Origin of the sequence: Enterococcus mundtii (genome assembly GCF_003957375.1) — a bacterium.
Taxonomy (GTDB): Bacteria; Bacillota; Bacilli; order Lactobacillales; family Enterococcaceae; genus Enterococcus_B; species Enterococcus_B spodopteracolus.
The window spans coordinates 139853-159363 of sequence record NZ_CP025473.1 but is presented as its reverse complement, the minus strand read 5'-3'; the positions used below and the strand labels follow the sequence as shown (position 1 = coordinate 159363).

17 protein-coding genes are annotated in these 19511 nt (G+C 40.1%); 5 read left to right on the top strand and 12 right to left on the bottom strand.

Going from position 1 to position 19511, the window contains the following annotated elements; all coding sequences use genetic code 11:
* Positions 1-131: 131 nt before the first annotated feature.
* The 3 genes from CYK55_RS01135 to brnQ all read left to right on the top strand — a co-directional run bounded on the left by CYK55_RS01135 (position 132) and on the right by brnQ (position 4226).
* The gene (locus CYK55_RS01135) at positions 132-1727 is read left to right on the top strand and encodes an ABC transporter permease subunit (RefSeq protein ID WP_034689235.1); all 1596 of its coding nucleotides are present in this window, start codon (positions 132-134) and stop codon (positions 1725-1727) included.
* A 12-nt stretch (positions 1728-1739) separates the two neighbouring features.
* Positions 1740-2483 (top strand): amino acid ABC transporter ATP-binding protein, encoded by a 744-nt coding sequence (locus CYK55_RS01130; protein WP_034689236.1) that lies wholly within the window; start codon positions 1740-1742, stop codon positions 2481-2483.
* Positions 2484-2861: 378 nt separating this feature from the next.
* A complete protein-coding gene (brnQ, locus tag CYK55_RS01125; protein WP_034689237.1) occupies positions 2862-4226 on the top strand; it encodes a branched-chain amino acid transport system II carrier protein in 1365 nt (454 codons plus the stop codon).
* A 295-nt stretch (positions 4227-4521) separates the two neighbouring features.
* On the opposite strand, the gene CYK55_RS01120 is transcribed toward brnQ, so the two are convergent.
* The 6 genes from CYK55_RS01120 to treP form a co-directional block, all read right to left on the bottom strand.
* Entirely contained in the window at positions 4522-4896 is a 375-nt protein-coding gene (locus CYK55_RS01120) for a hypothetical protein (protein WP_034689238.1), read from the bottom strand.
* A gap of 136 nt (positions 4897-5032) precedes the next feature.
* Positions 5033-5497, bottom strand: coding sequence for a low molecular weight protein-tyrosine-phosphatase (locus CYK55_RS01115; protein ID WP_034689239.1), 465 nt, complete (start codon positions 5495-5497; stop codon positions 5033-5035).
* A 47-nt stretch (positions 5498-5544) separates the two neighbouring features.
* The gene (locus CYK55_RS01110) at positions 5545-6147 is read right to left on the bottom strand and encodes a TetR/AcrR family transcriptional regulator (protein WP_404830918.1); all 603 of its coding nucleotides are present in this window, start codon (positions 6145-6147) and stop codon (positions 5545-5547) included.
* Between the two features lie 48 nt (positions 6148-6195).
* Positions 6196-7197, bottom strand: a complete 1002-nt coding sequence (gene ruvB, locus CYK55_RS01105; protein ID WP_034689241.1) for a Holliday junction branch migration DNA helicase RuvB — start codon at positions 7195-7197, stop codon at positions 6196-6198.
* Between the two features lie 12 nt (positions 7198-7209).
* Positions 7210-7812, bottom strand: a complete 603-nt coding sequence (gene ruvA, locus CYK55_RS01100; RefSeq protein WP_034689243.1) for a Holliday junction branch migration protein RuvA — start codon at positions 7810-7812, stop codon at positions 7210-7212.
* 151 nt (positions 7813-7963) lie between these two features.
* The gene (gene treP / locus CYK55_RS01095; RefSeq protein WP_034689244.1) at positions 7964-9943 is read right to left on the bottom strand and encodes a PTS system trehalose-specific EIIBC component; all 1980 of its coding nucleotides are present in this window, start codon (positions 9941-9943) and stop codon (positions 7964-7966) included.
* A 232-nt stretch (positions 9944-10175) separates the two neighbouring features.
* On the opposite strand from treP, the gene treR reads away from it, so the two are divergent.
* A complete protein-coding gene (gene treR, locus CYK55_RS01090; protein WP_034689245.1) occupies positions 10176-10889 on the top strand; it encodes a trehalose operon repressor in 714 nt (237 codons plus the stop codon).
* A 385-nt stretch (positions 10890-11274) separates the two neighbouring features.
* The gene (gene msrB / locus CYK55_RS01085; RefSeq protein ID WP_126133815.1) at positions 11275-11721 is read left to right on the top strand and encodes a peptide-methionine (R)-S-oxide reductase MsrB; all 447 of its coding nucleotides are present in this window, start codon (positions 11275-11277) and stop codon (positions 11719-11721) included.
* A gap of 138 nt (positions 11722-11859) precedes the next feature.
* Here msrB and CYK55_RS01080 read toward each other — a convergent pair whose 3' ends face one another.
* The 6 genes from CYK55_RS01080 to CYK55_RS01055 form a co-directional block, all read right to left on the bottom strand.
* Positions 11860-12804, bottom strand: coding sequence for a tocopherol cyclase family protein (locus CYK55_RS01080; RefSeq protein ID WP_126133814.1), 945 nt, complete (start codon positions 12802-12804; stop codon positions 11860-11862).
* 174 nt (positions 12805-12978) lie between these two features.
* Positions 12979-13545, bottom strand: a complete 567-nt coding sequence (locus CYK55_RS01075; protein WP_034689351.1) for a Maf family protein — start codon at positions 13543-13545, stop codon at positions 12979-12981.
* 28 nt (positions 13546-13573) lie between these two features.
* On the bottom strand, positions 13574-15682 hold the full coding sequence (mutL, locus tag CYK55_RS01070) for a DNA mismatch repair endonuclease MutL (RefSeq protein WP_126133813.1): 2109 nt from the start codon (positions 15680-15682) through the stop codon (positions 13574-13576).
* A gap of 17 nt (positions 15683-15699) precedes the next feature.
* On the bottom strand, positions 15700-18288 hold the full coding sequence (mutS, locus tag CYK55_RS01065; protein ID WP_404830917.1) for a DNA mismatch repair protein MutS: 2589 nt from the start codon (positions 18286-18288) through the stop codon (positions 15700-15702).
* A gap of 13 nt (positions 18289-18301) precedes the next feature.
* Positions 18302-18676, bottom strand: a complete 375-nt coding sequence (locus tag CYK55_RS01060) for a YlbF family regulator (protein WP_034689355.1) — start codon at positions 18674-18676, stop codon at positions 18302-18304.
* A gap of 15 nt (positions 18677-18691) precedes the next feature.
* On the bottom strand, positions 18692-19489 hold the full coding sequence (locus CYK55_RS01055; RefSeq protein ID WP_034689357.1) for a TIGR00282 family metallophosphoesterase: 798 nt from the start codon (positions 19487-19489) through the stop codon (positions 18692-18694).
* Positions 19490-19511: the final 22 nt, after the last annotated feature.

The window sequence follows — 19511 nt, the reverse complement described above, 5'->3', positions numbered from 1 at the left end:
CTGCAATGCATGTATTCGACCACTCGTGTCAAAGCGCTTTGGTTACCAGCCAAAGAAGCTGAGCGAACGTTGGTCTTATCAGTATATGTCTGAAGGACCACGTACGTGAACAAACAAAAAGGAGAAGACAGATGAAAAAAAATTCAGTTACACTCACTCTAATTTTTACGTTTATTCTATCGATCTTTAGCTTGACCACTTTGGCTCATGCAGATGATAAAACACCGAGCGATCAATTTCGTGTCGGAATGGAAGCTGGTTATGCGCCCTTTAACTGGTCTCAACAAACAGATGCAAACAATGCCTATCCAATTCAAGGACAAAATAGCTTTGCTGGCGGATATGATGTTCAAATTGCCAAAAAGGTAGCTGAAGGTTTAGGTAAAGAACTAGTCATTGTCCAAACGAAATGGGACGGTTTACCGCCTGCCCTTCAATCCGGAAAGATCGATGCAATCATTGCCGGCATGAGTCCAACGGCAGAACGCAAAAAGGAAATCGACTTTACTGATCCATACTATGAATCAGAACTTGTGATCGTCGTACAAAAAGATGGTAAGTTTGCGAATGCGACTAGTTTAGAAGATCTTTCTGGCGCAAAAATCACTGCACAATTGAATACATTCCACTATAACGTGATCGATCAGATCCCAGGAGTGGACAAGCAACAAGCAATGGATAACTTTTCAGCCATGCGAACAGCACTAGCTTCTGGCATGATTGACGGTTACGTCAGCGAACGTCCAGAAGGCGTAACAGCCACAAGCGTTAACCCAGCCTTGAAAATGCTCGAACTAGATGAAGCAAATGGCTTTCAAACAAATCCCGAGGATGTCCAGATTGCTGTAGGGATGCGTAAAGGTGATCCTGATCTCCAACAAGTCAACCAAATATTAAGTGGCATTTCTCATGATGATCGTATTGCTATCATGGACCAAGCCATTGAAGACCAACCTGCGTCAACGGATGGAGATGCAGAAGAAACTGGCTTGCTCCATGATTTCAAGACGATCTGGGATCAATATGGCAACATGTTCTTACGAGGAGCTGGTTTGACACTATTTATCGCATTGATCGGTACAGTTGTAGGAACAACATTGGGTTTATTGATTGGCGTCTTTCGCTCAATTCCAGAATCTGATAATAAAGTGACACGCTTCTTCCAAAAAGTAGCTAATTTCTTGTTATCTGTTTATATCGAAGTCTTCCGTGGTACACCAATGATGGTTCAAGCCATGGTCATCTTCTATGGATTGGCTCTAGCCTTTGGTATTTCTCTGGATCGCACGATTGCTGCGTTGTTCATCGTTTCGATTAACACTGGTGCATATATGACTGAGATTGTACGTGGTGGGATTTTTGCAGTAGATGGCGGACAATTTGAAGCAGCCCAAGCGATCGGCATGACACACAGTCAAACGATGCGTAAAGTAGTGATTCCGCAAGTATTGAGAAATATTTTACCGGCTACTGGAAATGAGTTTGTCATCAATATCAAAGACACCGCCGTATTAAGTGTCATTGGTGTAGCAGATCTATTCTTCCAAGGGAACTCTGCCTCTGGTGCCAACTTCCAATTCTTCCAAACATTCACGATCGTTGGGATCATCTACTTGATCATGACCTTCACGATCACAAGAATCTTACGTGTGATTGAGAAGAAAATCGACGGACCTACTGCGTATACAAAAATTGAAGAAGTCAACAACGCGAACCTACAGGAATAAGGAGGCAGTCCTATGAGTGAGAATATCATCAAAATCAATCATTTAAGTAAAAAATTCGGCGACAATGAAGTGCTGAAAGATATTAGCATGACCGTCAATAAAGGGGAAGTCGTAACCATCATCGGTTCCTCTGGTTCAGGTAAATCAACATTCTTACGTTGTATCAATTTACTAGAAAAACCATCAGGCGGCGAGATCATTTACAACAACGAAAACGTCTTAGCACCAAAATATAATTTACCAAAGTATCGGACAAATGTCGGTATGGTTTTCCAATCTTTCAATCTTTTCAATAATATGAATGTTTTAGAAAATTGTATTTCTGGACAAACTACTGTCTTAAAAAGAGAGAAAGAGCATGCCCGTAAAGTGGCAATCGAAAACCTAGAAAAAGTCGGTATGAGACAATACATCGAAGCTCGCCCTTCTCAACTATCTGGTGGTCAAAAACAACGGGTCGCTATCGCTCGTGCTCTATCAATGAACCCTGATGTGATGCTCTTCGATGAGCCAACTTCTGCCCTTGATCCTGAAATGGTTGGTGAAGTTTTGAATACGATCAAAGATCTAGCCCATACTGGATTGACAATGATCATCGTAACCCATGAAATGGAATTTGCGAAAGAGGTATCTGACCGAGTGATCTTCATGGATAAAGGTGTGATTGCGGAAGAAGGAAGTCCTGAAGATATCTTCGTTCATCCAAAGGAAACACGTACGAAAGAGTTCTTGTCACGCATTTTGAATAACCAATAAAGTATCAAATCACCCTTAGTATTCAAACTACCGCAACTTGATTGAGCAAGGTCATCCTACTCAAAAAGTTGCGGTTCTTCTTTTTATTTATTGTTTTTGTTCCGATCGCTTTATCGGTTGAACTTTTGCGCAACCTCACGTAACATGTGGTTGTGAGAAACTTCTTCAATTAAGAAGATTCAGATATTGGAGTAATCTTTTGACTAACATTTTTTCGAGGCAGTGAAAACACGCTACTTATTGCTATCACAGGGTTAGCAGTCATTTCGTCAATGTGTAGCATCATTCTAGAGAATTCGATAATTTTCAGAAAATTGTTGCAATTCATCACATAATTTGTTACTTTTAACAAAATACAAAAAAGTAAAGGAGTTTTCTATGTCAAAAAAATTATCATTCAAAGAAAATCTATTCATCGGTTCCATGCTATTTGGCCTATTTTTTGGAGCTGGTAATCTTATATTTCCTGTCCATATGGGGCAAGAAGCTGGTGCGGATATCTTCTGGGCAAATCTTGGCTTTTTAGTTACAGGGATCGGTTTACCATTCTTAGGTGTTATTGCGATCGGTGTTTCAAAGACCTCTGGTGTCTACGAATTAGCACAACGAATCAATAAAACTTATGCACTTATTTTTACTGTCTTACTTTATTTAGTCATTGGTCCATTTTTTGCCTTACCACGTTTGGCAACTACTTCTTTTGAAATTGGCTTAGCACCTTTTATTCCAGCAGAAAATCAAACATTATTTTTAGCTATTTTTAGTTTCTTATTCTTTTTAGCTGCTTGGTGGTTATCCAAACGTCCAACTAAAATCTTGGATTATGTTGGTAAATTTTTGAATCCCGCATTTTTAGTATTACTAGGCATCTTGCTATTACTTGCTTTTATCAACCCACTTGGCTCAGTGGCGGATGCGCCTGTACAACCTCACTACCAAAACCAAGCATTCTTCACTGGTTTTACACAAGGATACAACACGTTGGATGCGTTAGCTGCCTTAGCTTTTGGGATCATTATCGTCACAACGATTCGTGGCATGGGTGTCACAAAGCCTTCTGATATTGCAAGAGATACGATCAAATCAGGCGCGATCAGCATCGTTTTGATGGGGATCATCTATACCCTACTTTCTTATGCAGGAACAATGAGTTTAGGAACATTCCCTATGAGTGCGAATGGTGGTATCGCTTTGGCACAAATTGCTGATCACTATCTAGGAACTTACGGGAGTATCCTATTAGCCTTTATCGTGATTCTTGCTTGTTTAAAAACAGGTATCGGACTGATTACTGCATTCGCAGAAACATTCACTGAATTGTTTCCTAAAAGAAGCTATCTATTCTTTGTAACCGGAACAAGTTTATTGGCATGTTTAGTTGCAAACGTGGGCTTGACGAATATTATTCAGATTTCTTTACCGGTCTTGATGTTTATTTATCCGTTGGCAATGACCTTGATCTTACTTGTGTTGTTTGGCCCATTATTTAAACAACGTACTTCTGTTTATCGAATGACCACATATTTCACATTACTCGCTTCCATCGTGGATGGACTGAATGCTTGTCCTGATTCAATTAAGCAAACAAGTTTCGTCAAAGGAATTTTAACATTCGCTGATTCCTATCTTCCATTCTTCTCATTAGGAATGGGCTGGATCACACCAGCATTGATTGGCTTTATCATCGGATTACTCTGGAGTTTCTTCAAAAATGAAAAAAAGTCTGACTTGATTGTTAGCTAACAAAACAAAGAGATGTTTAACTTTTTCTATAAAAAAATTAACAACTTTGGTAAACTTTCGTCACAAAATATTCACAACTCACCTTTAATATATAAGTATACCAACAAACAACCCTAACAACACTTTTTCATTTTTAACTCCTTTCCTGCTAGCTCCCCGGCTAGCAGGTCCTTTTTTTATTCATACCTATCCAACAAATCAAGTTCTTTGAGAATCTTTAGATCCGCTCTCTCTAGTAAGGAAAACATATAAAAAAGCTATGAAAAAGCAATCTACTTTTTCATAGCTTTTATTCTTATTTAGATAATCGCTCTTGGTCTCCCGTAGGTGAAAGACTAGTGATTTTTTCGATTTGTTCAATTGGGACGATTCGGATTTGTTGCTCTTGGTTTTGCAAGCGGATCATCACTCGCTCGTGTTCAACTGTTTTCGTTGCTACCCAACCGGAAAAGGTTTCGTACTTATTGCTTAATGGTTTCTCGCGCACTTGTAGAATCACTAAACTATTCTGAGCTGCAGCTTTCTGGAGTTCTAGAATGAACTCACCTTGTAACCGTACATTCTCAGCTTTTTCTTCTGTGTCATTCACAAATGAATCAAAAAGTTGAAACGAAGTATTAGTCACTAACTTTGTCAGCTTCTTCATTGGTGATACTGTTTCTTCATCCATTGAATGTACCCCTCCCCTAGCTAAGAATATGTTACTTAATTACTCTTATTTTATCCAATTTTTCTTAAAAAAACAAGAATATAGTTTAATTTATACCAACTTTTATCTAAAACATAAAAATAATACAATTGTTATTTTATTTCACTTCCATCCATAATTCAAGCCATTTTTCCAAGCCTTCATTGATCAATCGATAGGTTTCTTCAAAGTTATTTGTGTAATATGGATCAGGGACATTTTGTGCTTCCTTACCCATGACCGGACTCAAAAATAGTTGGATTTTGTCTTGGGCCTCAATAGGCGCTAATTGCCTCAAATCGGCAACATTTGATTGATCCATGCCAATGATCCAATCAAAATTCTGGAAGTCTTCTCGACGTACTTGGCGGGCAATCATTTGACGTGTATCCACGTGCTCTTTTGCCAATATCGCTTGGGTACCAGGATGAGGGGCACTACCTACCTCATAAGTACTCGTTGCAGCAGAATCAATGACGAAAGAATCTGCCAAATCCTTTTCTGCCACTTTCTTTTTTAATAACCCTTCTGCCATGGGTGAACGACAAATATTTCCCAAACAAACAAATAATACTTTCGTCATAACATTCTCTCCTTTTTGTTCCTACTTGATGGAATCGATGAAAAAGGTCATTCGTCTCTTGTCTCCATTTCTTCTTCTAGTGCGTACAACCGATACGAATACAATTCAGTATCTTTGGCTAAACGAAAGAACTGCATGGCAACTTCTAAGGGTGTTTCTTTATAACCTTGTGTGATCCAATTGACTAAGACTCCACTACAGCCATAAGAGAAAAAACGCGCATAAAATAATTTATCTTTGGAAGTTAGTTGTTTTTCTTCATCCATTTGCTCAAATATTTTAATAAATGAGGGTTGGATCAACGCAGAAAATTGCTTTTGCAGAATCTCCTGTTCTGAACTAACGGTACTTGAATAGAACTGTTTATTTTCGGCAATGGCTTTTAACATCAGCAATGCTTGCTCTTCCCAATTATCGAGAGAAAGCGATTCTGTTTTTAGGTAATGCAATGAATCTTCATAGTACACCCAACGCAATAAATCATACTTATCGGTGAAATGATAATAAAATGTTTGTCGGTTGATGCCTGCTTCGTGTGCGATCTGTTGCACACTGATTTTGCGAAAAGGCTGTGTTTCGCAAAGCAACACCAAGACTTTTTTGATCATTTGTTTCGTATGTGAAGCGTCTCCCAAAATGATCCCTCCCATCTCTTCAATCAATATTCTACTATTTGCTCTTTCAATAGAAAAGAGTGATCACACTTGGTAGTCATAGCCAAAGTGTTCATACGCATAGGCGGTAGCGATCCGCCCGCGAGGAGTCCGTTTCAAAAAGCCTTTTTGGATTAAAAAAGGTTCATACATATCTTCGACTGTTTCTCGCTCTTCTCCAATATTAACGGATAATGTGCTTAGACCGACTGGGCCCCCACCATACAGCTCGATCATCGTACGTAGCAATTTCTGATCGACATAATCCAATCCTGCTTGATCGACCTGTAAGAGTGTCAATGCGCGGTCAGCAATCAACTGATCGATCTTGCCATTTCCTTGTACTTGGGCAAAATCACGCACTCGTTTTAACAAGCGATTAGCGATCCGCGGGGTCCCACGGGAACGTCGTGCGATTTCTAAAGCCCCTTCGGTGATGATCTCCGTTTGAAAAATATCGGCAGATCGTAAAACGATTTCTCTCAAATCTTCTTCTTCATAGTATTCCATATGCGAAATGATCCCAAAACGGTCACGTAAAGGTGCAGACAGCATCCCTGCTCGAGTCGTTGCACCGATCAACGTGAAAGGTGGTAACGGAAAATGAACGGGGTGAGCGGTCGGCCCTTGCCCTACCATGATATCTACATAAAAATCTTCCATCGCCGAATAAAGCATTTCTTCTGCCACGCGAGGTAAGCGATGGATCTCATCAATAAACAAGACATCTCCTGCTTCTAGTTCATTCAAAATTGCCACCAGATCTCCGGGTCGCTCAATGGCTGGTCCACTTGTCGTACGGATATTGACTTGCATCTCATTTGCAATGACCATAGCCATCGTTGTTTTCCCCAAACCTGGAGGACCGTATAACAAGACGTGGTCTAGCGGTTCTTCACGATTACGTGCCGCTTCGATGTAGATACTCAATTCTTGTTTGACTTTATGTTGACCGATATATTGCGCAAGCAATTGAGGGCGTAAAGATTTTTCTAAACTCAATTCATTCTCACCAGGTTCTGGTGAGAGAAGATATTCATCTGTCATCAAGAATCCTCCTTACTTTTTCATCATCAATTTCAATGCTTGCCTTAGATACTCATCCGTTGTTTGATTGTCGATTTCTTTGAGTTGTTTCTCTACTCGTTTGATTTCACGCTCACTGTAGCCGAGAGCAACTAAAGCTTCCATTGCCTCTGACAAGGCACTTGCATCTTGCACCGTTGCTTCATCAAATAAAGAAAATGGCGTATCGATACTCAACTCGCCAAACTTGCCTTTTAGATCCAAGATCATTTGTTGTGCTGTTTTTTTACCTACACCTGGGAACTTCGTCAAGTAAGTCACATCGCCAGTTTCCACCGCTTGGATCAAGCCGGAATGATCGTCACTCGCCATGATCGCTAAGGCACTTTTCGGTCCGATCCCTGAAACACTGACTAATCGTAAAAACAATTGTTTCTCTTCGAGTGAATCAAAACCGTATAGTAAATGTGCATCTTCACGAATAACTTGATGAACATAGATTTTTACTTCTTTATCTAACTTACTACTATAGCGATAAGGGTTACCTAACGCAATTTGATAGCCCACCCCTTGCGTTTCTACAACGATATAATACGGACTGATAAAAGTCACGATGCCTCTTAGATATTCATACATTGAAATTTCCTCTTTCTTTCGCACACATACGTTCCCATATTTCTATCCATTGTAGCATACTTTGCGATTTAAAAAAAGTGTTCCCAAAAACAGAACTACGAGCTTAAGTCTTTGATAAAGACCCAAACTCGTAGCATATTTTCTCTGTGTATTAGCGATTGATAGATGCTTGACCAATCATTTCTTCATGTTGTACTTGACCTGATTTACTTAATGAGAAATCAGCCACTTTGTCCGTATTCGTTAGAACAACTAAGACATCTGTTTGTTTACCTGCTTGTTCAACAGCACTGAGATCCATCTCTGCTAGTTGTGTAGTTGGCGAGACCTGATCGCCTTCTTTTACAAGAACATTGAAAGGTGCACCTTTTAATTCGACAGTATCAAGTCCCATGTGAACAAGAACTTCCATACCGGTTTCACTTAGAATACCGATTGCATGTTTTGTTTCAAATACACTAGTTACTTTACCATTTACTGGCGAATAGATTTTTTGATTGTCAGGAACGATCGCATAGCCTTCACCCATCATTTTTTGTGAGAAAACTGGATCATTCACATCTGTAATTACTTTGATTTGTCCATCTGCAACGGCGAATAACTCTTCATTGGCAGTGGCTACAGCAGTTGTTCCTGCGGTTTCAAAGTTTTGTGTAGGAATAGATACGCCTTCCGCAGTTTGTAAAACACTTACTTCTTCTGGATTGACTGGATCTAATTTGTTCAAAATCCCTTTACGTCTAAACACTACAGTTAAACCAAAGGGTACGATGATTGCGATGATCATTGCAATCGTGAATGGTAACCACGTTTGTGCTTGGATTGCTAAGATTCCTGGCAAACCACCAACACCAATCGCATTTGCTCGAACATCCATCAAGTTCGCAAACATTCCTGCTACACCAGAACCGATCATTGCAGCTACAAATGGATACACATATTTCAAGTTGATCCCAAACATTGCGGGTTCCGTTACCCCTAGATAACAAGAAATCATCGCTGGGATAGAAACTTGTTCTTCTTTTTTATTGCCACGATGCAAGAAGATGATTGCAAGTACGGCAGATCCTTGCGCAATATTTGACAATGCGATCATTGGCCATAAATTGGTTGAACCAAAGTCAGCAATCAACTGCATATCGATTGCATTTGTCATATGGTGTAATCCCGTAATAACCAGTGGGGCATACAAGAAACCAAATAACGCACTGAATAACCAACTGATCGATGAAGTCAATCCAGTATTCACGATTGATGAGATCCAGTTACCAATTGCCCAACCGACTGGACCTAAGACTACATTAGCCGCGATAACAGTTGGTAATAGTGAAAACAGTGGGACAAAAATCATTGAGATCGATTGTGGGATATACTTACGGAAGAAAATCTCTAAATAAGCAAGTAAGAATCCGGCAAGCATCGCTGGAATGACTTGCGCTTGGTAACCAATCATTTGTACTTGTGCAAAGCCAAAGTCCCAAAATGGGATATCTGCAGCGGCAGTTGAAGCGACACTATAGGCATTTAATAATTGCGGTGAAACCAAAGTAATCCCTAAAACAATTCCTAAAATCTGTGTCGTTCCCATTTTCTTTGCAATACTCCAAGTGATCCCTACAGGTAGGAAATGGAAAATCGCTTCCCCAGGTAGCCATAAGAATGAATTCACACCATTCCAGAATGTTGAACTTTCTGCAATCGTTCCACCTAAACTCTCGAACTGAATGCCTTCCAACACGTTACGGAACCCTAAAATCAATCCCCCAACAATGATTGCTGGAATCAATGGTGTGAAGATCTCAGCTAGAACTGCAATTGCTCGTTGCAAAGGATTAAGATTCTGTTTCGCAGCAGCTTTACTTTGTTCTTTTGAAACGCCTTCAACTCCTGATACCGCAACAAAGTCGTTATAAAATGTTGAGACATCATTCCCGATAATCACTTGGAATTGACCGGCATTGGTAAACATTCCTTTTACACTGTCAATCTCTTCGATCTCAGCTTCATTTGCTTTTGCAGGGTCATTTAAAACAAAGCGCATTCGTGTTGCACAATGGCTAACCGCAGCGATATTTTCTTTCCCGCCGACTCCTTTTAACAGCTTCTCGGCATCTGCTTGATATTTCCCCATAACATAAACCCCTTTCATTTTACTTGTTTATACAAGTTGCTTTGTACTCACACTATAATGTTTTTCTCAATAAATTGCAAGCGTTTTATGCTAAAAACATAAATAACTTGTAATCGTTATTATCCTTGCCCTAGAAACATCTTCCTTCTATCCAACTCCAGTTTGAAATCTCCATATAGCTATAGTATAGTTTATAAGCGAAGAACGAACGATTGCCCAAAGGAGAGGACCGATGAACAAATTCAATGAAATTTTTTTAGACTTAGAAAAGAAAATCTTAGACAAAGAATATCCTCCTCATACTTTACTACCCAGTGAAAATCAATTGATCAAAATTTATGGTGTTTCACGGGAAACAATTCGTAAAGCACTCAATCTATTGACAACAGAAGGATATATCCAAAAGAAACAAGGAAAAGGCTCAATCGTTTTAGACCGTAACCGCTTTGATTTTCCCATTGCTGGATTGACAAGCTATAAAGAACTTCAAGAAAACCAACATATCCCCAGTGAAACGATCGTGCAAACACTTGAAGAAACAGTAGTCGATAAAGAATTGCATAAAGTTACTGGTTGGCCGATCGATACACCTGTCTGGCATTTAGTCCGCCAAAGGAAAATCAATGGCGAAGTCGTCATTTTAGATCGAGACTATTTGTTAAAAGAAACCATTCCTACTTTGACTAGCGAGCAAGCAAGTAACTCGATTTATGAATATTTTGAGAATGAATTAGATCTCTCGATTGCCTATGCCCAAAAAGAAATCACCGTCGAACCGATCGACGATAGTATTTCAGAAGCAATGGACCTCCATGACGATCCTTATGTCGTAATTGTTCGTGGACTCGTCTATTTAGAGAATACCGAATGCTTCGAATACACTGAATCAATCCACCGCCTCGACAAATTCCGCTTCGTAGAATTTGCAAGGAGAAGAAGGTTGTGAAGGAAGCGGTTAACACTAAGGCAGAAGCCAAAAAAATCAAAAATGGCTGTTTCATTTTTGATTTTTTTGGCTTGTGACCGAAGTGTTGCTTCTTGAACACCGTTTATCTAGGTTGTAAGAAAAGCGTCCTGACCTGAACAGTAAGAATAGGAAATTTGAAATAGCTTCTCATATTTTCAAATTTTTTAGCTTAATGTTGAAGGTCAGCTTTTCGAACACTGTTTATCAGGTTGTGAGAAAGCCAAGTAGCTCGACGTAATTAGGCAGCAAGTAAGTCCTATTCTTTAAAATTCTGCTAAATCGCTTGGCTATCCCCTCCCAAAAGCAGATTGTTTGCTTCTATTTCATATGCCAGTATGATTAGGAAACAAAGGGGGCATTATCAATGAGTAAACCAACCGAAACAAACGAAGAGAATTTAAAAGAAACGTTATCACCAATTTCTTACGCTGTTACACAAGAAAATGCAACGGAACGTCCATTTACCGGCGAGTATGATGACTTTTATGAAAAAGGGATCTATGTCGATATTGTCAGTGGCGAACCGCTTTTCAGTTCTGCAGAGAAATATGATGCCGGCTGTGGCTGGCCAGCTTTTAGCCAACCCATCAGCAGAAAAGACATCAAAAAAAAAGCGGATTTTTCTCATGGGATGCACCGAGTCGAAGTAAGAAGTAATGAAGCCGACTCCCATCTTGGACATGTTTTTAATGATGGACCCGCAGATAAAGGTGGCTTACGCTATTGCATCAACTCTGCTGCCTTGAAGTTTATCCCTTATGAAGAAATGGATGCTGCTGGTTACAGTGAATATAAATCAATTGTCGAATAAGTCGAATGTGTTAAAGTCGCATCGCTCCGAAAAATAAGCCTGAACCTCCGAAAATTGTTCTAATTTCTGGAGGTTCAGGCTTATTTTTGAAGGTGCGATATAACTGCTCTCTCTATTTCTTTTTTATAGTCAAGATCCTTAATATGTGTGCCCGTGTAGATTGCCCACTTCTTCAAATCCAGCAGCCTTCCCCTTTTGATGAAAGATTTCTTGCTTGTTTTTTCGGACAATCAAGGTCATCTCTGTACTCGCTTTTTCACGGATGATCCGACTCATTTGACCTTGTTGTGGTGCCATCAACGCATGCCCTTCTTTTGCTAACACTTGCATTTCTAGTTCAATATCTTTTTGTTGTATTCGAATGATCAGATGGTTTTCTTCACGAAAAATCTCCGAGATTTTGGCGCCATCATAGGTGGACAAGCGATACTCTTCCTCGCCGACTTGAAAAACCGAAATGATTCCTAAAAAACGGAACCCTAAAAACGGGATCTCAGCTGCGGAAAAGAAGAAACGCGCATCTGAACTAGTAAACTGATTGCATTGGACCCATAAATAGGTTGCAGGAAATGAACTTCCCCAGTCCTTTTCTAAATATCCTATTCCATTCGTAAAATCGATGAGTTGACCGTTCCAACTCATCGATCCTTTTAATGAATGCTTCATGCTTAAAATTCCATGATAGCATTCCATAAAAGATAAATAAGAGAAAGGTCCCATGATACTTGGGGCATAGCGGCTCCTTTTTAACGGAGTAAACTCTCCATAAGAAATCTTTCCTTCAATCGTCAATGAGGGGCTACGTAAAGCGAGTGTGATTCCTTCCTCGCTAAATGTGTTCTCACCGATTTTCACAAACAAACGATCTTCGCTTGCCATAAAGACTTCACTATCAAAATGGAAGACTTCCGAAGACTCATGATTGATCACTTGGATAAACGGGCACTTTTCTCCTTGTTCTCCAATGGAGTACCCCGGAATAAATGCGTAGACTTCATCGCCGATTTGATGCTTAAAATACCAACCTTCAAAGAACGGCGCTTTTTTCGTTTCACCATGATAAAACTTATCCGTTGTAATCAACTCGTCCACTCCCTTCAGATAGATTAAGTGTACCATGTTTTTTTATAGCTTCTAGCCGATACGCTTGAATCTAGGTCATGAACTAATGTAAACAGAAAAAACACATGATCCGTTTCTTGCTACTCGGATCATGTGTTTTTGATTTTATTCACCTAGATACAGATGTCCACAATTTTAGGACAAAAGATCTGGCCATTTTTTCAACGCCTGATTGACTGCGCCGATCGGAAAGCCGACAATACTATAGTAATCTCCAGAAATCGACTCTACGAAAGCCCCTGCGTAACTTTGAATGCCGTAGGCCCCAGCTTTATCGCGGTGATCGCCAGTTGCTAGATAGCGCTCGATCTCTTCATCGATCAATTCATAAAAAGTGACTGATGCATGGGAAAGAATGCATTCTTCTTGAGTCCCATCAGTTATTACAACGGCTGTGTAGACGTCGTGTGTCGTACCACTGAATTTGCGTAACATCCGTTTTGCCTCTTCATCATCTTCCGGTTTACCAAGGATTTCGTTTCCTAGAACTACGGTAGTATCACTAGCAATAACTAACGTTTCTTCGTTGTCCTTTTGCACAGCAGCCGCTTTTTCTGCTGCCATTCGTTGGACGTAGGCAATTGGGTCTTCATTTGGCTTAGGCGTTTCATCGATATCTGCCGGTTGGATTGAAAATACTGGCACTAATCTTCCGAGTAATTCTTTTCTTCTAGGCGACTGTGAAACCAATACTATTTTCATCAAAAACTTCCTTTCCGAAGCTCGCGGATCAATGCGGATCTTGGATTCGTTTAAACATTCGTTCCATGTCTGAATTCGTAAAGTGGATCAATACCGGACGACCATGAGGACAGTTGAACGGATTCTCACATTTTGCTAAGTCTTTTAATAAGACCCTCGCTTGTGCTTCGTTCAAGTAGTGATTCGCTTTGATCGAGCGTTTACAGCTCATCATGATTGCTGTGGCTTCTCTGAATTTCTTCACACTCACTTCACCAGTCGCCAACAACATATCGATCATCCCTTGAATAATCGATTCTTCTTCCCCGCTTGGGTACCATGTCGGATGCGCTCGAACGATAAAACTATTCTGACCAAATTCTTCCAGATAAATGCCTGCTTCTTCCAATAGTTCTTTCTTCTCTTTTAGCTTGATTGCATCACTATTGGGATAATCTAAAACAAAAGGGACAAGTAATTCTTGCAAATCATTTGAAACATCCCCGATTTTTTCACGGAAATACTCATATTTGATCCGCTCTTGTGCTGCATGTTGGTCAATGATGTATAAGCCTTCATTGCTTTGAGCAAATAGATAGGTCCCGTGCATTTGGCCAAAATATTCAAGATGCGGGAAACGTTGCGTTGGTACTTCCTGCTTCACTTTACTGATTGCTTTCTCCAAACTTCGGCTATCTTGACTCATGTCAAACTCGGGATGCAACTTGCTTTCTTCTTGCTCAAAACTGGGTTCTTCCTCGATGCTTTTCTCTTCTACTGATGCTGTTCGTTCTTCTTGTACTGAGTAGTTATCAACAGTGGATAAATGATTTTGCTGAAAGTTATCCACTGGTTTTTCTACAAAGTTATCAACACTTTCACCAGAGTTATCCACCGTTTTTTCCTCTTTTTCTGGATAATTCAACGTATCTTCAGAAAATGCAGAGGAGTTTTCAACATTTTCCACAGACTTATCAACAGGACAGGTTGATTTTTGTGGATTTTCTTCCACGTAAAATGTACCTGTCTGGCGATCAAAATTTAAACTTTGGGGTTTCTTTGGTGGTTCCTCAAACGCATAAGAAAGATCGATTTCGATTTGTTCCGTTTTAGGTTGATCGGCGATTTTTTTCTTGAAACGCAAATTGTCTGCTGCACTAGGAATCAGATTTTCTTGACTTAGTGCTTGTTGAATCGCTTGTGCAATCAATTCAGTCAATTCTTTTTCCTTCGATAGACGGACTTCTTGCTTCGTTGGATGGACATTCACATCGACAAGCAACGGATCCATTTTGACTTCTAAAACAGCGATTGGAAAACGACCAACCATCAGTTTAGAACCATAACCTGCCACGATTGCTTTGTTCAAGGAAAAGTTCTTGATAAAACGACCGTTGATGATCGTTGAAAGATAATTACGACTCGCACGAGTGACTTCTGGTAAAGAAATGTAACCAGAAACTTCAAAGTCTAGATCTTTTGCTTCAACCTTCAACATTTTTTTCGCTGTCGCCAAACCATAGATTCCGGCAATCGTTTGTTTCAACTCTCCGTTACCAGCTGTTGCTAACATCTTGTTGCCATCATGGATTAAACGAAAGGCGATGTCGGGATGGCTCAACGCTAGTCGATTGACGATATCGCCTATATTCGCCAATTCCGTTTGTAATGTCTTGACGTATTTTAACCGTGCAGGCGTGTTGAAAAACAAATTACTCACTGTGATTTTCGTTCCTTGTCTCAATGGAGCAGGCCGATGTGTCAACACTTCCCCACCTTTTAATTCAAGATAGGTCCCTTGTGTTTCATCTTGATTGGCTGTCTCGATCGTCAATTCAGAGACAGAAGCAATACTAGGAAGAGCTTCCCCGCGGAACCCTAATGTCCGAATGCGGAACAAGTCATCACGGTTATGGATTTTACTCGTCGCGTGACGTTTGAACGCATTTTCAACGTCTTCTGCTAAGATTCCTTCACCATTATCGATGATTTGGATTTTTCGTAAACCGGCTTCTTCTACGAGAATATCGATTTGAGAGCTATGGGCATCAATGGCATTTTCAACAAGTTCTTTCACCACAGAAGCAGGTCGTTCAACGACTTCTCCTGCGGCGATTTGATTGGCCAAGCGTTCGGATAATTCTTGGATCTTCGCCATCGATCAGCACCTTCTTCCTATAATTGTTTTTGCAGTTCGTACAATTTATTCAACGCATCCATTGGCGTCATTTCTAGTAGGTTCAACTGTTTCAATGCAGCAATGATTTGCGTTTCAGCTTCCGTTGCTTCACCAAATAAAGATAGTTGTTGACTCTCTTCATTGACCTGCTGGCTTGGTTGAGTTGTTTGGATCATTGGATAATCGCTTTTTTTCGTGACAGATGCTTCAAGTGCCGAGACATGGTGTGTCGTTTCTCCTGATTCTAAAAAGGCTAAGATCGCAGAGGCACGTGACAATAATTCATCTGGTAGACCCGCAATTTTAGCGACGTGGATCCCGTAGCTTTTATCTGCTGGACCATCCATCATCTTGTGTAAAAATACCACATCGCCATCTTTTTCAACTGCACCAACATGGACATTTTTCAATTGCGGCAATTCCGTATCAAGCACTGTCAACTCATGATAGTGCGTAGAAAACAATGTCTTGGCTTTAACGTGTTGATGGATATACTCAATAATAGCTTGTGCTAATGCCATACCATCGTAAGTGGCTGTTCCTCGACCGAGTTCATCAAATAAAATCAAACTATTCGGTGTCGCATGGCGCAACGCTTGGTTGGCTTCCATCATTTCTACCATAAAGGTACTTTGTCCTGCAATCAAATCATCACTTGCACCGATTCGAGTAAAGATCCGATCAAAAATCGGCAGCACTGCTTTTTGTGCCGGAACAAAACAACCCATCTGTGCCATCAATACCGTCAATGCTAACTGTCGCATATACGTACTTTTACCAGACATATTAGGACCAGTGATCAACAAGATCATTTCTTCTTCCGACATGATCACGCTATTTGGGATATATTCTTGATGCCCTAACACTTTTTCTACAACCGGATGACGACCTTCTTCGATCACCAATGTTTTTTTGTTCGTTAATTCTGGACGAACATATTGATAACGCTCACTGATCGTTGCAAAACTTTGTAAGACGTCTACAGTACTCAATGATTTTGCTAAGGTTTGCAATGGTTGGATTGCTTTTTTCACTTCTTCTCTAACAGCTAAAAAGAGTTGGTATTCTAGATCTACTGATTTTTCTTCCGCTTCTAGAATCTGTGTTTCTAATTCTTTTAATTCAGGTGTGATAAATCGTTCTGCATTAGCTAACGTTTGTTTACGTTCATATTTTTCCAGTTCAGCATTCATCAAATTCGCTTTCGTGATTTCAATATAATAACCAAACACTCGATTAAACCCAACTTTTAAATTTTTGATTCCTGTACTTTGACGTTCTCGTGCTTCCAATTCCGCTAACCACTGTTTGCCATTCCTCATCGCAGAACGATACGTATCTAGCTGTTCATTGAATCCATCTTTGATGACGTTTCCTTCAGTGATTTGTAAAGGTGCATCTTCTTGGATCGCTTGTTCGATCAGTTCCACTAATGAATCCATTGGTTGCATATCTGTTAATAACTCTGTCCATTGCCCTTGATCGATGCCTTCAATCAGCCCGCGAATCATCGGTACTTGTTGTAGCGATGTTTTTAACTGGATCAAATCTCGACCATTGACGTTACCAAATGCGACACGTCCAGCTAAACGTTCTAAATCATAGACTTTCGTCAACGCACTCTGTAAATCAAGACGTTCAAAATAACTATTGATCAGCGATGCCACCATTTCTTGCCGAGCATTGATTTGATGGGATTGGATCAGCGGACGATCAAGCCATTGTTTTAGCAAACGTCCCCCCATTGCTGTTTTGGTTTCATCTAATAACCACAGAAGCGTGCCATGTTTTTTTCCAGTACGGATCGACTGGCTTAATTCTAAATTGAATTTAGAATAATAATCCATCTTCAAGAAATGATCTGGTTGGTATTCGACCGCTTTTTGGATATGTGCCAAACTTCTTTTTTGCGTGACTGCTAAATAAGTAAGTAACTTTCCAGTCGCTTCCTTTTCTAATTCATCCGTCAACTCACTCGTTAGAAAATTGAATTCCGCATTTTCTTCTACACTTTCTTGTTTTGAAAAGACTAAGCCAAGTCTTGTACTTAGTTGCTCATATAACGTTTCACTGATCTCTGTACCTAGAATCAATTCTTTTGTTTGTAACGCAGAGGTTTCGTTCAAGACAGCTTCTTCGTCAAGTAAGCGGGCCGTTTTTAATTCGCCTGTACTTAAATCGGCATAAGCAAACCCAAAAGCGGAACCTTGATTGACTACCGCCGTCAGAAAGTTGTTGTCTTTGGCTGATAATCCTTTACTGTCCATCACTGTTCCAGGAGTCACTAATTGTACGACTTCTCGTTTGACCATGCCTTTAGTCGTCTTAGGATCTTCTACCTGTTCACAAATCGCTACTTTGTATCCTTTTTCGATCAAACTGTCGATATATCCTTGTGCAGAATGATGCGGTACCCCACACATCGGGATTGGATCATCCGCATTACGATTTCTACTAGTTAGTGTCAGTTCTAAGATTTGTGCTGCCTTGACAGCATCTTCATAAAATAATTCATAAAAATCTCCGAGACGATAGAACAAAAAAGCATCTTGGTATTGCGCCTTGATGCTTAGATATTGTTCCATCATTGGAGTGTTCTTAGTTTTTTGAGGCATTATGCTCCTCCTCTATATACTCATTGATTTCATTTTGGATCATTTGAGTCAAGTGTTGCAATAACTCATTTGCTTCCACCAGTTGACGGCGGTAAGCAATCACTAAAGGATAGCCGTCGATTGATTGTGTTAAGACTTCGATCCGTTTGATCGCTTCTTTTTCTGCTTCTTTTTGTCCATATTGCGCATATTGTACTGCATCTTTTTGCGCTTGCTTCAACGTTTCTGTTTGTTGATTCAAGTAACGACTATGTTTCACTTTATGTTCCAATTCTTGATAACGTGTGATCGTTTCATTCTTCTTTAAAAGAGTCGCCAATTGGTCGACTTCTAATTGGATCGTCGTTTTGTCCTGCACATTCCCTCTCGCTTTCTATTCTCTGTAAGGGCGGTCATCGTTGATTTGGATCAATTGGATATTTTTTGCCTGTCCCGTCTGGTCGTCGATGTCCAAGATACAACCACTTAAAAGACCTCGACCTTGTTCCACCACTTCAAAACGCTTTGGTAAAGCCGTTAAAAATTTTTCAATCACTGGTTCACGGCGCATCCCTAAAATCCCATCATATGGACCCGTCATACCGACATCCGTCAAATACGCCGTTCCTTGTGGCAAAATTCGCGCATCGTTTGTTTGAACGTGCGTGTGTGTACCGACTACAGCAGATACTTTTCCATCTAAAAACCAACCCATTGCTTGTTTTTCACTCGTCGTTTCTCCATGAAAATCAACAAAAATGATTGGTGTTCTTTTCCGAGCTTCTTCGACTAACTCGGTCATTTTACGAAATGGATCATCTAAATCAACCATAAATGAACGAGCTTGCATATTGATGACAGCCAGTTCCAAGTGATTGACTTTGACAAAAACGATTCCTTGCCCAGGGGTTCCTTCTGGGAAATTTGCTGGACGAACCATTTTTTTCGCATCATCGATAAATTCAAAAATATCACGATTGTCCCACGTATGATTCCCCATCGTCACGACATCTACGCCATCTTGCAGAAACTTCTTATAGATTTTCTCTGTGATCCCACGACCTGAAGCCGCATTCTCACCATTCACGATCGTCATTTGTGGACGATATTTTTTCTTCAAGCGAGGGAGATATTCTGTGATCATTTCTCTACCCATCGCACCTACTACATCACCAATAAACAATACCCGCACACGATTTCCTCTTCTCTTCTAA

Coding starts and splice junctions, on each gene's coding strand:
- CYK55_RS01135 (WP_034689235.1), top strand. CDS start 132: ATGAAAAAAAATTCAGTTACACTCACTCTAATTTTTACGTTTATTCTA.
- CYK55_RS01130 (WP_034689236.1), top strand. CDS start 1,740: ATGAGTGAGAATATCATCAAAATCAATCATTTAAGTAAAAAATTCGGC.
- brnQ (WP_034689237.1), top strand. CDS start 2,862: ATGTCAAAAAAATTATCATTCAAAGAAAATCTATTCATCGGTTCCATG.
- CYK55_RS01120 (WP_034689238.1), bottom strand. CDS start 4,896: ATGGATGAAGAAACAGTATCACCAATGAAGAAGCTGACAAAGTTAGTG.
- CYK55_RS01115 (WP_034689239.1), bottom strand. CDS start 5,497: ATGACGAAAGTATTATTTGTTTGTTTGGGAAATATTTGTCGTTCACCC.
- CYK55_RS01110 (WP_404830918.1), bottom strand. CDS start 6,147: ATGGGAGGGATCATTTTGGGAGACGCTTCACATACGAAACAAATGATC.
- ruvB (WP_034689241.1), bottom strand. CDS start 7,197: ATGACAGATGAATATCTTCTCTCACCAGAACCTGGTGAGAATGAATTG.
- ruvA (WP_034689243.1), bottom strand. CDS start 7,812: ATGTATGAATATCTAAGAGGCATCGTGACTTTTATCAGTCCGTATTAT.
- treP (WP_034689244.1), bottom strand. CDS start 9,943: ATGGGGAAATATCAAGCAGATGCCGAGAAGCTGTTAAAAGGAGTCGGC.
- treR (WP_034689245.1), top strand. CDS start 10,176: ATGAACAAATTCAATGAAATTTTTTTAGACTTAGAAAAGAAAATCTTA.
- msrB (WP_126133815.1), top strand. CDS start 11,275: ATGAGTAAACCAACCGAAACAAACGAAGAGAATTTAAAAGAAACGTTA.
- CYK55_RS01075 (WP_034689351.1), bottom strand. CDS start 13,545: ATGAAAATAGTATTGGTTTCACAGTCGCCTAGAAGAAAAGAATTACTC.
- mutL (WP_126133813.1), bottom strand. CDS start 15,682: ATGGCGAAGATCCAAGAATTATCCGAACGCTTGGCCAATCAAATCGCC.
- mutS (WP_404830917.1), bottom strand. CDS start 18,288: ATGGAACAATATCTAAGCATCAAGGCGCAATACCAAGATGCTTTTTTG.